Consider the following 15,902-nt stretch of genomic DNA (forward strand, 5'->3'; position numbering starts at 1 on the left):
GTTGACTATGCATTGTCATCAGAATCTGTCTGTGTCCAAAAATAAGATCAATCATTCGATTACATTGAGACCGCATTATTTAGCTGTATGTCTTGGAATGCTGATGGCACCCATTTCAACGGGTTTATTTGCAGCGGAGGAGAGTAAAACAGCTGATTCAAATCACTACACCAAGCTTTCTGTGATTACCGTGTATGCCGAAAAAGAAGATAAAATTCCTTCTTCAGTCACGACGATTAGCCGAGATAATTTAGATCGTACTGGCGCGACAGATATGGCAAGTATTGTGAAATATTTGCCGCTCGTAAGTGCACCATTTGCAGCCAATGGTGCTAGTGCATTTTATGCAGGTTCAGGTACGAGCAGCTACAATATCCGAGGTATCGATGGTAATCGAGTTGGATTAGATGTCGATGGCATTGATATTGCTGATGCAACTGTTGCGACTTGGACAGGTGCAAGTATGCGTAATAGTGCAGCAGGCCGGGATTATATTGAACCTGAAATGTTTCAAACGGTGAATATTCAATCAGGCACAACAGGCGCTTCTACGGATGGAATAGGGGGGCGTGTTTCATTTAAAAACAAATCACCAGAAGATTATCTGGTGAATGGTAAAAATTTAGCTGCTACTGCTAAGGTGGGTTATAGCTCAGCAGATGAAGCTTGGTTGAGTTCTGTAACAGGCGCAGTCGGAAATGATACATTTAAAGCGCTTATTGTTTATGCACACCGAGATGGTCATGAAATGCAGGGTAACTCTAATACCAAACAATTCCCTGCTGACTGGAAATCTGATGCAATTTTAAGTCGTATCATCTGGGATATTAATGAACAAAATCAATTGGGTTTTACTGCTGATTATTATAAAAAGAAAAATGATATTAGTGGAATGGATGGTTCGACCTACACGGGTATCACTTTTAATGATGGTACACAACATCAGGATATTGAACGCGAACAATATAGCCTAGATTATCGCTTTAAACCCCAAAATTTTGCTTTATTTGATCAGCTAAAAGCTAAGCTTTGGTATCAGGAGTCACATAATGATACCCGTACTGGTTATAAGGCTACGACGTATTATCGCGATGTCAATAACACCTTTAAAGAAGAAAATACAGGAATTAAGCTCGATATTGAGAAATATCTGGGCATACATCATTTTGAATATGGTCTATTAATGGATCAAAAGGAATATTCAAGTAATCGAAAAGAATTGCGTAATGGTGCTCCGACTTCATCGACTTTGTATCAAGGCGCTTATTTATTTGACTCAAAGGTTAATCGTTATGCAGCTTATGTGACCGATACAATGAAGTTTAATCTTTGGGAGCGTGATCTTAAACTCACTCCTTCTTTACGTGTAGAACGTCAAGAATACAAACCAGAAAATTCAACTTATGGGGGAGTGGTTGATAAAGACTTTAACTATGTCTCACCAGGGTTATCATTAAGCTATCAGTTGACCCCTTATAATTATACTTATGCAAAATATACTCGTGGTGCCCGTGTTCCAAGCGCAACAGAATTAGGAAGTTATTTTCAAACAACTTCAGGGGTTTCATATTACTTATCTGGAAATTCAGACTTGAAAAAAGAGACCAGTGACGCATTTGAGGTTGGTCTAAGAAATGATTCAATTGAAGGAATTAAATTTGATCTAACTGGATTCTATACCAAATACGATAATTTCATTGATTATAAATCACTTCCTGCTTCTGAATGCACAGTTTCAGGCGTATTTTTATGTTATGAGGCACAGAATTTGGCGCAAGCTGCAATTTGGGGGGGAGAGCTTTCTACGCATGTCGATCTAGGGCATTTTATTAATAATGCTGATGGTTTTAGCTTAGCCCTAGTAGCCGGTAAAACAAAAGGTCATGCCAAAGATAATGAGGGCAATAAAAGTGGCATAAACTCTGTAACCCCAGGCAAGGCTAGTCTATCTCTTGCTTATGATGATCCTGACCAAGTATTTGGTCTTGGATTTACCACTACAGCAGTAGAAAGTAAAACTGCTTCCCAAGATGTCAGTACCTATTCAGGTAACGCAGGTTATATTCCTGTGAAGGGATACACTGTATTTGATTTATCAGCATATTGGAATATTCATAAAAATGTGAAACTCAATGTGTCGTTAAACAATATCTTTGACAAAACTTATTGGAATTACGCAAGTGTAGGCACTTTAAATAAATCTACTAGTACAAGTGGAAGTATCGATGCATTACGTGACCGTTCGGCTGAAGCTGGTCGCAATGTGGTCGCTAGTGTTGAGTTTAAATATTAATTTTATCAGGGGCCCTTTAGGATATTGCTATGAAAAACATCAAATTTACACTTTTGGCTTGTAGTACGTTATTGAGTTCAGTTGTAATTGCTGCTCCTTTAGAGAATCAGACCGAAATGCAGGCTTACGGTCTTTATTCTCTCTATCATTCACAGGAGCAAAATCCAAATAACGCGACATTTGTTAAAAACTATACAGCTGACTATGCAGACTTATTCAAAACCCAAAAGCAAGTGAATCAGTTACAATATGTACAGTTTGAGCAAGCTAGATTAGAACCCATATTAAAACAACGCCGTGAGATGTCATTAAAACAAGCTCATGTCCGTTTTGGCGTATTGAATACCAATAAAGATGATAAAATTACCTTAAAGGAATATCAGGAAATTGGTCTTAAGACTTTTGATCAATTCGACAAAAATCAGGATGGTCTGATTAGTGCCGAAGATGCCAAGCTTGAATCAACACCAATAGGAACGCATGATGGTTTTAGAATGAAATCACCACTATCTATGCCGATGGCAGGTAATGTGAATGAATTTATTCAAATGTATGCAAATAACAACAAAACTTATGTCACTCTAGGTGACTATTTAACGCATCGTGATCAACAATTCGTCTTAACTGATACCAATAAAGATCTAAGCTTATCTGAAGATGAATATGTTGGCGAATTTACCCAACGTTATGATGAGCATTTGGCGCAAGCTCGGAAGGGATATCGTGAAATTTTTGATCAGCAATTTTTGAAAATAAGTCATGGCAAAGCCACGATTCAGGAAAAAGACATCAAAGCGTTTGCAACCAATGTCGCTAAAGAGAAGAGTTTGAAAAAATAATCGGATCAATTTATTGGAATAAGCCACTATTGACCGTTTTTTTTGTTTTATTAAAGCAAAGACGGTCAATGGATGATTTAAAAATTTTACTCTATGCGTGAGTAAAAGATGAAAATTTTGACAGGTTTATTTCGATGATTTTTATATTACTTTGATCAGTTTTGTTCGGAAATTCAACTAAATTTTTCTTACCATAGAAAGATGACCCTACAATACGTTGCAGCATGATTTGTGAGTTTAATAAGCTGTTTGAAAATTGAATTTTGATTGCACGTTTTTGGGTTCCATAGCCCAATTTATCTAATATATTGTAAATATTATGCAGCATGGCTTTTTCGCGGTGTCTGTTATTTATTCTTATCTTAGAAAAAGGGGACGTACAAATCTTGTCACTTCCCACTTTATCCTTAGTATAAAAAACAATCTAGATTATGAAGATCAAATATGGGGAGAAGTCTTAGTTTTGTGTTTTAGTTCGGTCTTACAATCAAATTTATAAATACTTGATTAATCAGACCTGAATCGCATCCAAAATCAGATTTATGTTTAAACGCTGACGGCATTGCTCGACAAAGTCTTTAATTTTTTCAGTTTTATAACGTTGAAAATCAAAACCTTGATAATCTGTAGAGATCGATCCTAAGTATTTTGACCGAAAAGCATTGTGATCAAAGATTTGATGAATAAAACTTCCTTGAATATGTTCATGTTGAAAATAAAGTGGATATTTTTTACTTACCCCATGATGCATCTCAAAACCTTCAATTGGCATGTCAAAAATAGTATAGATTTTTTTTGCTAAAATTTTATCTTTGATAAATTCAATATCATCATCAATAAAACCTAGCCCTTCGGCAGTTGTAGGTTGGGGGTTTTCGACCTGTTCTGGGTCATTTAGGTTTTGAAAGAGCATTTCATAACCGCCGCAAATGGCAAAAATCGCTTTTTTACGCTGTTGTAGCTGTTCAAATAAGCCATTTTGTTTTAACCAGTTTAAATCTTGAATCACCAGTTTTGAACCAGGTAGTATCACCAGATCAAAACGCTCCAGTGAAATAGGGCTATTGATAAATTCCAGTAAGACTTCATCATCAGCAATCAAAGGTTCAAAGTCGTTGTAATTACTCATATAAGGATAGGCAATGACACCAATCGCTATTTTTTTCTGACTGGGTTGTTGTACAAAATTTTGCAGGCTGGCATTGTCTTCAAAACCAAGATTAAATGGCATATACGGCAAAACGCCCAGCACTGGAATTTTAAATTTTTCCTGAATAATATGTATGCCTTCATCAAATAAAGACAAATCACCACGAAATTTATTGATGATCACACCAATGACACTGTCACGTAAGTGCGCAGGAAGCAGATTATAAGTACCCCAAACCGAAGCAAATACGCCGCCTTTTTCAATATCAGCTACCAAGATGATTTTAGTGCGGTAGGTTTCAGCAATGAAAAGGTTGGATAAATCCTTGTCGATTAAGTTGAGTTCAACCGGGCTGCCTGCACCTTCTGCTACAACGCAATCATAATGTTCAGCCAGATACTCAAAACAGCGTTGTACCGCAGGTTTGAGTTGATCCAAGTCACGATAATATTCCAGCACATGTTGCTGGGAAATCACTTTACCTTCGACAATAACTAATGCGCGGCCATTTACGCCAGATTTCAACAATATTGGATTGAGATGATACGAGGTCGGAATACCCAGAACTTCAGCCTGAAATGATTGGGCAATAGCAATTTCACTGCCATCATCACAGACGCGTGCATTATTGGAGACATTTTGTGCTTTGAACGGAGCAACCCGAACACCAGCATCTTGTAAAATTTTGGCAATCACAAAGGTCAAGGTGGATTTTCCAGCATCACTGGACGTTCCAAAAATCGAAATATGTCTCATACTGATATGCTTATCAATAAAATCGGGTAGGCAGAAACAGGCGGCTACGGCATAATACGCTATTTTACGATCAACGTAGTGGTCAAATTCAGACTGCATTGCGTGTTTTGTATATGATTAAATCAGATATACATATGAAAAAACATGCAAAGTGGGCGCTGTTTAAATCACTATAATGAATATCTATTTCCAGATCTAGCATAAGGCCAATCTGGTGAGCTATGTCGAATTTTCAATTTGGAGTTGTTATGGCACTCGTTCCTCCATATGGTGGCGCAAGTTGTGACGAAAAAATACTTGGCGGCTTAATGATTAAAACGGACTGGAAAGGAGATGCACATGACTGAAGATAGATTAACCCATCTCAAGCAGCTTGAAGCTGAAAGTATCCATATTATTCGTGAAGTTGCAGCCGAATTTGAAAACCCAGTGATGCTTTACTCGATTGGTAAAGACTCTGCGGTTATGTTGCATCTTGCACTCAAAGCTTTTTATCCTGCAAAACTTCCATTTCCATTGTTACATGTGGATACTGGTTGGAAATTTAAGGACATGATTGCCTTTCGTGACAACATGGCTAAAACCCATGGCTTTGATTTGATCGTGCATCAAAACAAGGAAGGTCGTGACGCGGGCATCAATCCATTTGATCATGGTAGCTCGAAATATACCGATATCATGAAAACTCAAGGCTTAAAACAGGCTTTGGACAAGTACCAGTTTGATGCAGCTTTTGGTGGTGCGCGTCGTGATGAAGAAAAATCACGTGCTAAAGAACGTGTTTATTCATTCCGTGATAGCAAGCACCGTTGGGATCCTAAAAACCAGCGCCCAGAACTTTGGAATCTTTACAATGGTAAAGTAAACAAAGGTGAAAGCATTCGTGTATTCCCATTGTCTAACTGGACTGAACTGGATATCTGGCAATATATCTATTTGGAAAATATTCAAATCGTACCGTTGTATTTCTCTGCGGTGCGTCCTGTGGTTGAGCGTAGTGGTACGCTGATCATGGTAGATGATGAACGTATGCGTTTAAAAGAAGGCGAAGTTCCACAAATGAAATCAGTACGTTTCCGTACTCTCGGCTGTTACCCATTAACAGGTGCCGTGGAATCTGAGGCAGATACCTTGCCTGAGATTATTCAGGAAATGCTTTTGGCCACGAGCTCAGAACGTCAAGGTCGTATGATTGACCATGATGAAGCGGGCTCAATGGAAAAGAAAAAGCAGGAAGGTTATTTCTAAACAGCTTTAATGAATGTTTGGAAAAAGATTTCAGAATTTGTGGAGTTAGAGCATGTCTCATCAGTCAGATCTTATTAGTCAGGATATTCTGGCCTATTTAAAACAACATGAGCAAAAAGATTTACTACGCTTTTTGACGTGCGGTAATGTTGATGATGGTAAAAGTACCCTTATTGGGCGTTTACTTTATGATTCAAAATTGATTTATGAAGATCAATTACAGGCGGTTACGCGCGATAGTAAAAAAGTCGGAACCACTGGCGACGCTCCTGATCTAGCTTTACTTGTAGATGGTTTACAAGCTGAACGTGAGCAGGGCATTACCATTGATGTCGCCTATCGCTATTTCTCTACAGAAAAGCGTAAGTTCATTATTGCGGATACTCCGGGGCATGAGCAATACACACGTAATATGGCGACAGGTGCTTCAACAGCAGACCTCGCGATCATCCTGATCGATGCCCGTTATGGTGTACAAACTCAAACACGTCGCCATTCATTTATTGCAAGCTTACTCGGTATTAAAAATATCGTAGTTGCGATCAACAAAATGGACTTAGTTGAGTTTTCTGAAGCACGTTTCAATGAAATTCAGGTTGAATATGATGCTTTTGTGAGCCAATTGGGAGATCGTCGTCCAGAAAATATCCTATTTGTACCGATTTCAGCTTTAAATGGTGATAATGTCGTAAATCCATCGACGAGTACGCCATGGTACAAGGGTCAAACCTTGATGAACATTCTTGAATTGGTGGAAATTAAACGTGAATCCAATAAACATGAATTCCGTTTCCCTGTTCAATATGTGAATCGTCCAAACCTTGATTTCCGTGGCTTTGCAGGGACAATTGCACTCGGTGAAATCAATGTCGGTGATGAAATCGTGGCATTACCATCGGGCAAAAAATCGACTGTTAAAGAGATCGTAACTTTTGATGGTAATCTTGAACAGGCGATTGCAGGTCAGGCAGTAACCTTGACCTTAAATGATGAAATTGATATCTCTCGTGGCAACGTGTTGGTGCGTTCAGGTGAGCAGCCGCTGATTTCTCGTTCTGTACGTGCATCTGTGGTTTGGATGAATGAACATGCTTTAGTGAAAGGTAAGTTATATAACGTCAAGATTGGTACACAAACTGTTCCTGCCAAAGTGACCGAAATTAACTATCGTGTCAATGTGAACACACTTGAGCACACGCAAGTCGAAGAACTTGAATTGAATGCGATTGCTGATGTGACGGTTGAATTTGATGCGCCAGTAGTATTTGATCGTTATCAGGATTCTCGTTATACAGGTTCATTTATCTTCATCGATCGTTTGAGTAACGTAACGGTTGGGGCCGGTATGGTTGAAGCTGCGGTTGAATGGACTGCCAGCAATAATCCTGTAACCGCGGAAGATCGTGCAGCACGTTTGGGTCAAAAACCTGCAGTGATTGGTATAGCTGTATCCTTGCTTGAGAAAGCTCAAGCCTTGGAAAGCTTGCTGATTCAGCAGGGTGTCGTGGCGATTGTCAAGGCAGACTTGAATCTAGAACAGATTAACCTACTCCGTGAAACGGGTGTGGTGGTAATTACGACGATTATCGAAGGTACAGATACAAACGTAACAGCTGAAACTGTTGAGGATGTAGTTGACCAAGTCGTAGAGTTAGTTCGTTTGTAATTAGACTCTTGAAACAAAAAAAACCTCCTAAATTTAGGAGGTTTTTTTAATCGAACCATTTAAACGATACTGATCAATGGAAAAACGCCAAATACTAAAGCACTGCCCATAAGTACACAACACGTCATAAATGCCCATTTCAAAGTAAATTTTTGATGGTCAGCAAACTCAACTGCAGCTAGACCACACAGTAAATAAGTTGATGGAACTAATGGGGAGAGGAGGTGAATCGGCTGACCTACAATAGACGCTCGCGCAATTTCAACGGGTTCAATTCCATAATGAGTAGCAGCTTCGGCTAAAATTGGTAATACGCCAAAATAGAAAGCATCATTGGACATAAAAAATGTCAAAGGCATACTCAGCGCCCCCGTAATAGGTGCCATATATGGCCCCATACTTTCAGGAATGAGCGAAACAAATTGTTTTGACATGGCTTCTACCATACCTGTTCCCGTCAAAATTCCTGTGAAAACTCCTGCAGCAAAAATCACACCAACGACTGCAAGTACACTATCGGCATGCATAGCAATTCGTTTTTTCTGCATTTGTAAATCTGGGTAGTTCACGATAAGTGCAATACAGAAACCGAGCATAAATAGAATAGGCATTGGTAAAATTCCTTTTACCAAGGATGCCATCAGCACGATTGTCAAAATACCATTAAACCAGCGTAAATGTGGACGCTGCGCTTCAGGGTCTTTAGAGATAGTAATGTTGTCAGCATGGCTAATGTCGTCAATACTAATCACCCCCAGACGTTTACGTTCATGTTTACCATAGAGATAAGCAAGGAAGAATAGCCAAATAATGGCAATCAACATAGATGGAATCATTGGGATAAATACGTGGCTGGCATCGACTTGTAATGCACTCGCGGCACGAGCAGTTGGTCCACCCCAAGGTGTAAGATTCATAACTCCACTACTTAATAACATTAAACAGGTCATTACCAGTGGATTCATGCCAATACGTTTATAGAGTGGCATCATCGCTGCGACACAAATCATATATGTAGTTGAACCGTCACCATCCAAAGAAACAGTTAAGGTTAAAAAAACAGTACCTAATGTAATTTTAAGTGGATCTCCTTTCACCATCTTCAAAATCCATTTAATTGATGGGTCAAATAAGCCCGAATCGATCATTAAGGCAAAATACATAATTGCAAAGAGTAACATGACGCCAGTTGGTGCAAGCTTTTTAATACCATCTAGCATAGTTTCACCTAACATTGACACTTCAATATGGCTTAAACTGTCAATATGAAACCCAAGTCCCCAACCGATTAGAGCAAAAATAACAGGAATGAGAATGAGTGCAACCAACGCACTGAGACGTTTTGACATGATCAAATACATAAAACACATGATCATGCTAATACCTAAAAAAGTAAGCATAAAAGCGATCCTTAGCCCAAAAAATTATTATTGATAAAACACGCTTTCACTTTAATGTGGAGCAAATCTATATTTATTATTTATTCTAAAAAATGCAATTACAAAACATATTTATAATACTAAGGTCTATAGTGAGTGGCCTACGTATTTTATACGATGGAGGTAAAAATACCTTATGGCAACAAGCCATCTAAATGTGATGAAAATCTGCAATAGATTATTTATTTTTATTCTGCTTTGAAAACACTTTTATGCGACAATAGTTCTTTCATTTTTCCCAAGGACTCCCATGACAGAGCACTCTCATGAATCTTTAACTGATATCGAAATTATAGATATTTTACAGTCAATGAAGAAAGACGAGCTTGATGCTGAGGCGAAAGAAATTATTCGTGATGGGGGAAAGGCGGGTCGACAAGAAGCACATAAACAAGCACTTGTGGCCTTAAATCATAATTTTGAAGAAAAGTTTGTAGAAGCGGTAACTTTAGCATTGGGGTTAAATGCTGCACAGGCAAAGAAAATTCGATATAAAAAAGATCGTATCCGTATTTTCAAAGCCAAAGGTTTGGGTTATATGGCAATTGATGGTGCAGAAACAGCGCAGGTTTTAGCCCAAATTGCGCAGGCTATTTTACGTGAAGATGCAATTGTGACCAAAGATTTGCACAATATTTTTCCTTTTTGGAAAGAGGGCTGGCCGATGGTGCAATTTGATAGTGCCTACAAAATTTTGGCAGAAGACATCCAATTGCATTATGAGGCGTTAATTAATGCATTGCTTGGGCATTGATTAAAAAAATGAGAGAGATTCAAGATAGTCTCTCTCACGAATTAGTCTTCAAGTAAACTTTGATCTTCCAGTTTTTCCAAAATTCGTGTTACTAATAATTGGTCAATTTTATAATGATCAACATCGACCACTTCAAATTTAAAACCACTAAACTCTACACTATCCGCAGGGCGTGGAATTTTGCGTAATTGATACATCATAAATCCTGCCAGAGTTTCATAATTCTCTTCATCTGGCATTTCATCAATTTCAAGCGCATGTTTCAGGTCTTCAATTGGGGTGCTCCCATCAATTAGCCATGAATTATTATCGCGTTTAATAATTTGCTGATCTGCTTCAATTGGGGTTACCCAGTCACCCATTACCGTAATCATAATATCACTTAAGGTAATAACACCCACGACCAAGGCATATTCATTGATGACCACGGCAAATTTTTCTTTGGTTGATCGAAAGCGATCCAGCACTTCGGAAAGTGTCAGGGTATCTGGAATGGTCAAGACCGTACGAATAGTATTTTCTTTGAGCTGGATTAATGATTGACTATTTAAAATCCGAACCAGTATATCTTTGGCATCTACATAGCCAATGACCTGATCAATACTTTCATTACACACCAAAAATTTGGAATAAGGATATTCTGCTAGCTTTTGACGAATGCTTTGATCCGATTCATTCAGGGTAAAATACACGATATTTTCTCGTGTCGTCATACTTGATGGAACTGTTCGTTCTTCTAGCTCAAACACATTTTCAATAAAATGATGTTCTTGTTTTTGCAATACGCCCGCTTGTGCGCCCGCTTCCATTACAGCTGAAATATCATCAAAAGTAATATTGTCATCGCGTGTAGTATTCACCTTGAATAGGCGAAATAATAAATTAGCAATAGCATTGATTAACCATGCCAGGGGTTTACAGATTTTGATAAAAACCTGAATGGGGTTAATGACTGAAACTGCAATTTTTTCAGGTGCGATCATAGCCAGACGTTTAGGCATTAGATCGGCAAATAAAATGAACAGTGAAGTTACAAAGGTAAAGGAAAGGACAAATCCAATAGTCTGCGTCCACGGACCATCATAGAAACGATCCACTAAATTCACAAAAAATGGACGAAAAGCAGCTTCACCCAAAATACCGCCAAGAATAGCAACAGCATTTAGACCAATTTGCGATGCAGCAAAGAAATCAGCTGATTGATGCTGAAGATCAAGGACTTGTTGAGCACGTTCATCGCCTGATTCCGCAAGAATTTTTAATTTTACTTTACGCGCACCAGCAAGGGCGATTTCCGTTAAAGATAAAAAACCCGCCGCGATAATCAGCATGACAATGATAACGACGTTTTGAAAAAGGCTCACAGTTCACCTGTAGTCATTCGTTATTATGAGAAAGTTTTAATACAATGAAAAAGAGGGAGGTAGTTTTAACTACCTCGGTATAGGATCAGTATAAGCTTGAAAACAGAAGAAATTAACAAAAATTTATTTTAATAATGCGAAAATTGCGAATTATTGGTTAAAAACTCGCGATTTTCTTCTTCTATCATTTGACGTGCGACAAATAAAATCAGCTGTCGTAACCAACGATGGGCTGGATGATGATGCAATAGCGGACACCATGCCATTTTTAATTCGAACTCGGGAATATAAAACGGCGGATCTTTGATTAATAATTTTGGATTACTGGCTTGCAATCGAGCCATACGAGTAGGCAAGGTTGCAATTAAATCTACATTTTGAGCCAATAAAGCTGGCATTTGATAATGACGCGTAAATACTGAGATTTTACGTTTTTGACCAATACGTTCCAGCGCCTGATCAATCCAGCCTAATCCCGCTTGTTTATCCGGATTAATACCAAAACCAACACCCATTCCAGTTTTAGATACCCAAATATGTTGCGCATCTAAATAGTTTTTGAGATTGAGATGCTGACCCGCTGGGTGTTTATCATTTAACAAGCAGCTAAAACTATCACGCCAAACTAAAACTTGATGGAAACTTTGTGGTATTTCATTGAATCGGTTAATGGCAAGATCGACTTTACCTTGTTCCATATCACGGTAAGATACATCACTTGGAGTAAGAAAATCTAATACCACATTGGGAGCTTCAGAACGTAACGCTTTGACCAAACGAGGAACCAGAGTCGCTTCAGCGTAATCTGAAGTCATAATGCGAAACACTCGATTACTGGTATAAGGTCGAAATTCGGTACGCGGTTCCAAAATCATGGACAGATCAGAAAGTGCATCGCGAATACGGGGCTGTAATTCAAGTGCACGTTCCGTCGGAGTCATGCCTTCTGATGAGCGGATCAAGAGGGGATCATTAAATAAATTGCGAAGTCTACGCAAAATATTACTCATAGCGGGTTGGGTAACGCCTAACTGTTCGGCGGCACGAGTGACATTTTTTTCGCGAAGAAGCACGTCAAGATAAATTAATAGATTAAGATCTACCCGCTCCAGATTCATAAAAAAAATACCGAAAATAAAATCATGAAATTGTGATCGATTATGCCATAGATGAATGGATTTGTGTGAAAAAACGCTGAAAAAAACAGCGGTTCTAAGGCATAAATCTAAATATTATGATGGATTAGACATCTTGAAATATTGATAGAAAATTCTGAATCAACTTTAGAAAATAATTCAAAAAAGTAGAACTCGTGCGAGTCTAAATGATCTGATTCATCATTATAACGTGGGTTGTTAAGCTAAACATTGGCAAGTTTTTACTATTTCACATCATGAAACGATGAGTAAATTCACATTGTGACTTAAGTCGAATAGATCAAAAAACCACTTAAAACGACCAAATTGAATCATTTTATGAATTTTATAATTTAATTTAATTGATAAAAATCAATAATTTGAATTTTAGATATATAATTATAATACGACTTTAATCTATATATTTTTTTAAAAAATACTGAAGATTAATGGAGGATATTGGATTAATTTTTTGGCTCAGACTAAGCTGTGATCATATTGATGGAGTGGCTGAATTATAGTCGAGTCAAATAAACATGACAGTTCAGCATGACATCTTTTCGATGAAATCCTAAAAAGGAATATATCATGACATATCAATCAGCTCTTGAGCACGTACGTGCCGTAAAAAACAAATTAGGTGGCACTTGGGATGCAATTCGTCCTGAAGACGCTGCTCGTATGATCGTTCAGAACCGTTTCCATACGGGTTTGGACATCGCTAAATATACAGCTGCTATCATGCGTAAAGATATGGCTGAATATGATGCTGACAACAGCAACTATACTCAATCTTTGGGTTGCTGGCATGGTTTCATCGCTCAACAAAAAATGATTGCGAATAAAAAATATTTCGGCACAACCAACAAACGTTATATCTACCTTTCTGGTTGGATGGTTGCTGCACTTCGTTCTGAATTTGGTCCACTTCCTGACCAATCTATGCACGAAAAAACTGCTGTGCCAAAATTGATTGCAGAAATCTATACTTTCTTACGTCAAGCTGATGCGAAAGAATTAAATGACTTATTCCGTGCATTGCAAAAAGCTGAAGGTGCTGGCGATACTGCAAAAGTAAAAGAAATCGAAGCTCAAATCGATAACTTTGAAACTCATGTCGTGCCAATTATTGCTGACATTGATGCTGGTTTTGGTAACGAAGAAGCAACATATTTGTTAACTAAGCAAATGATCGAAGCGGGTGCATGTGCAATCCAAATCGAAAACCAGGTTTCTGACGCTAAACAATGTGGTCACCAAGCTGGTAAAGTAACAGTTCCACACGAAGACTTCCTTGCGAAAATTAATGCTGTACGTTATGCGTTCCTTGAGCTTGGTGTTGATGATGGTGTTATCGTTGCGCGTACTGACTCTGAAGGCGCAGACTTGACTCAAAAGATCCCTGTATCGAAAGAGAAAGGTGACTTGGCTTCTCAATATATCAGCTACTTAGATACTCAGGAAATTGATATCTCTGAAGCAAGTGATGACGAAATCCTGATCAAACGTGATGGTAAATTACACCGCCCAACGCGTTTAGCCTCTGGCTTGTATCAGTTCCGTGAAGGTACTCAGCATGACCGCGTTGTACTTGACTGTGTAACTAGCTTGCAAAATGGCGCGGACATGATCTGGATCGAAACTCCAACTCCAGATGTTCAAGGTATTGCTGGCTTTGTAAATGACATCAAAAAACAAGTTCCAAATGCAAAACTTGTTTATAACAACTCTCCATCGTTCAACTGGACCTTAAACTTCCGTCAACAAGCGTATGATCGTTGGGTTGCTGAAGGTAAAGATGTTTCTGGTTATGACCGTGCGAAGTTAATGAGCGCTGAATACGATGCTTCTGAATTGGCTGCTGATGCTGATGAAAAGATTCGTACTTTCCAAGCTGATGCTGCACGTGAAGCTGGTGTGTTCCATCACTTGATCACACTTCCGACTTACCACACTGCTGCTCTTTCTACTCATGAGCTTGCTAAAGGTTACTTCGGTGAAGAAGGTATGTTGGCTTATGTTGCTGGCGTACAACGTAAAGAAATCCGCGGTGGTATCGCGTGTGTTAAACACCAAGCAATGGCTGGTTCTGACATCGGTGATGATCACAAAGAAATCTTTGCGGGTGAACAAGCGCTTAAAGCGGGTGATGCAAGCAAAAATACAATGAATCAATTCTCAGCTCACTAAGTTGAAATTGATTTAAAAAAACCCTGCATATGCAGGGTTTTTTTATGAACTTTTGAGTTCAATTTGATCCAATAATTACGAACCGAGAAAACGGTTTAAGCGTTGTTGAATAATTTCATGCGCCTCAGTCATAATGCCGTGAATGAGATCATGACAGCTTGGAATATCGTGAATCAGTCCTAACACTTGTCCTGCTGAAAGTAATCCTGCATCAACATCACCTGCTTCCAAAGCAATTCGGCCTTTTGCACCAGATACATAAGGACGAATTTCTTCAAATTGAATGTCTGGTTTCTGGCTAAGTTCAACGACCAAATCAGAAATACTATTTTTGGCTACCCGAGTAGTATTACGAAATTTTCTAAAAATCAGGTTAGTTGAACGTTCATCTTGCGTTAAATAATACTGTTTGATTTTTTCATGAATAGGCGCTTCCTGCGTCATACAAAAACGAGTCCCCATATTGATGCCTTCTGCTCCAAGAGCCAGAGCTGCAACCAAACCACGACCGTCTGCAAAACCGCCACTGGCAATGAGTGGAATTTTTACTTGATCCGCGGCAGCTGGAATCAAAATTAATCCAGGAATATCATCCTCACCCGGATGTCCAGCGCATTCAAAACCATCAATTGAAATAATATCAGCCCCCATACGCTGTGCAGAAAGGGCGTGACGAACTGAAGTACATTTGTGGAGTACTGTAATGTTATGCTTCTTTAAATCTTCAATATGTTCCTGTGGCTTATTGCCTGCGGTTTCTACAATTTTGACACCACTTTCAATGATAGCTTGACGATATTCGGCATAAGGTGGTGGATTAATGGCTGGTAAAAAAGTCAAATTCACAGCAAAAGGTTTATCAGTCATTTCCCGACAACGCTGTATCTCTTTTAATAGATCTTCGGGGGTGGGTTGAGTCAATGCAGTAAGCGTTCCTAAACCACCCGCATTGGAAACTGCACTTGCTAATTCAGCTCGTCCGACCCACATCATGCCACCTTGAATAATGGGATATTCAATACCAAGTAATTCTGTCACACGAGTTTTCATTGAAGAGAGTCCTTATT

11 protein-coding genes and 1 pseudogene are annotated in these 15,902 nt (G+C 38.7%); 6 read left to right on the plus strand and 6 right to left on the minus strand.

Annotated elements, in window-relative coordinates; translation table 11 throughout:
- Nucleotides 1–103 precede the first annotated feature (103 nt).
- Both IAE20_RS08285 and IAE20_RS08290 read left to right on the plus strand, forming a co-directional pair.
- Entirely contained in the window at nt 104–2,293 is a 2,190-nt protein-coding gene (locus tag IAE20_RS08285; protein WP_227610965.1) for a TonB-dependent hemoglobin/transferrin/lactoferrin family receptor, read from the plus strand.
- A 29-nt stretch (nt 2,294–2,322) separates the two neighbouring features.
- On the plus strand, nt 2,323–3,132 hold the full coding sequence (locus IAE20_RS08290) for a hypothetical protein (protein ID WP_200482153.1): 810 nt from the start codon (nt 2,323–2,325) through the stop codon (nt 3,130–3,132).
- 205 nt (nt 3,133–3,337) lie between these two features.
- Here IAE20_RS08290 and IAE20_RS16920 read toward each other — a convergent pair.
- Together IAE20_RS16920 and IAE20_RS08295 are read right to left on the minus strand one after the other, a co-directional pair.
- A pseudogene (locus IAE20_RS16920) lies at nt 3,338–3,460 on the minus strand (hypothetical protein); the annotation flags it as partial.
- A 183-nt stretch (nt 3,461–3,643) separates the two neighbouring features.
- Entirely contained in the window at nt 3,644–5,038 is a 1,395-nt protein-coding gene (locus IAE20_RS08295; protein WP_200482152.1) for a cobyric acid synthase, read from the minus strand.
- Between the two features lie 339 nt (nt 5,039–5,377).
- On the opposite strand from IAE20_RS08295, the gene cysD reads away from it, so the two are divergent.
- Nucleotides 5,378–6,286: a sulfate adenylyltransferase subunit CysD gene (gene cysD / locus IAE20_RS08300; protein ID WP_004990602.1), complete on the plus strand. Its 909-nt coding sequence runs from the start codon at nt 5,378–5,380 to the stop codon at nt 6,284–6,286.
- Between the two features lie 52 nt (nt 6,287–6,338).
- Nucleotides 6,339–7,952 (plus strand): sulfate adenylyltransferase subunit CysN, encoded by a 1,614-nt coding sequence (gene cysN / locus IAE20_RS08305; RefSeq protein ID WP_200460475.1) that lies wholly within the window; start codon nt 6,339–6,341, stop codon nt 7,950–7,952.
- Nucleotides 7,953–8,011: 59 nt separating this feature from the next.
- On the opposite strand, the gene IAE20_RS08310 is transcribed toward cysN, so the two are convergent.
- Nucleotides 8,012–9,352 (minus strand): CitMHS family transporter, encoded by a 1,341-nt coding sequence (locus tag IAE20_RS08310; protein WP_200482151.1) that lies wholly within the window; start codon nt 9,350–9,352, stop codon nt 8,012–8,014.
- 289 nt (nt 9,353–9,641) lie between these two features.
- On the opposite strand from IAE20_RS08310, the gene IAE20_RS08315 reads away from it, so the two are divergent.
- Nucleotides 9,642–10,145 carry a hypothetical protein gene (locus IAE20_RS08315; RefSeq protein ID WP_200482150.1) on the plus strand — a complete coding sequence of 168 codons (504 nt, stop codon included), beginning with the start codon at nt 9,642–9,644 and terminating at the stop codon, nt 10,143–10,145.
- A gap of 41 nt (nt 10,146–10,186) precedes the next feature.
- Here the strand turns inward: IAE20_RS08315 and IAE20_RS08320 are convergent, their stop codons facing one another.
- Both IAE20_RS08320 and IAE20_RS08325 read right to left on the minus strand, forming a co-directional pair.
- Nucleotides 10,187–11,509, minus strand: a complete 1,323-nt coding sequence (locus IAE20_RS08320; protein ID WP_200460472.1) for a hemolysin family protein — start codon at nt 11,507–11,509, stop codon at nt 10,187–10,189.
- A gap of 128 nt (nt 11,510–11,637) precedes the next feature.
- A complete protein-coding gene (locus tag IAE20_RS08325; protein WP_200460471.1) occupies nt 11,638–12,627 on the minus strand; it encodes a LysR family transcriptional regulator in 990 nt (329 codons plus the stop codon).
- A 603-nt stretch (nt 12,628–13,230) separates the two neighbouring features.
- Here IAE20_RS08325 and IAE20_RS08330 point away from each other — a divergent pair.
- On the plus strand, nt 13,231–14,835 hold the full coding sequence (locus tag IAE20_RS08330) for an isocitrate lyase (RefSeq protein WP_200460502.1): 1,605 nt from the start codon (nt 13,231–13,233) through the stop codon (nt 14,833–14,835).
- A gap of 75 nt (nt 14,836–14,910) precedes the next feature.
- On the opposite strand, the gene IAE20_RS08335 is transcribed toward IAE20_RS08330, so the two are convergent.
- Nucleotides 14,911–15,885: an NAD(P)H-dependent flavin oxidoreductase gene (locus IAE20_RS08335; protein ID WP_200482149.1), complete on the minus strand. Its 975-nt coding sequence runs from the start codon at nt 15,883–15,885 to the stop codon at nt 14,911–14,913.
- Nucleotides 15,886–15,902: the final 17 nt, after the last annotated feature.

Origin of the sequence: Acinetobacter sp. S54 (genome assembly GCF_016624945.1) — a bacterium.
In the GTDB taxonomy this organism is placed as follows: domain Bacteria; phylum Pseudomonadota; class Gammaproteobacteria; order Pseudomonadales; family Moraxellaceae; genus Acinetobacter.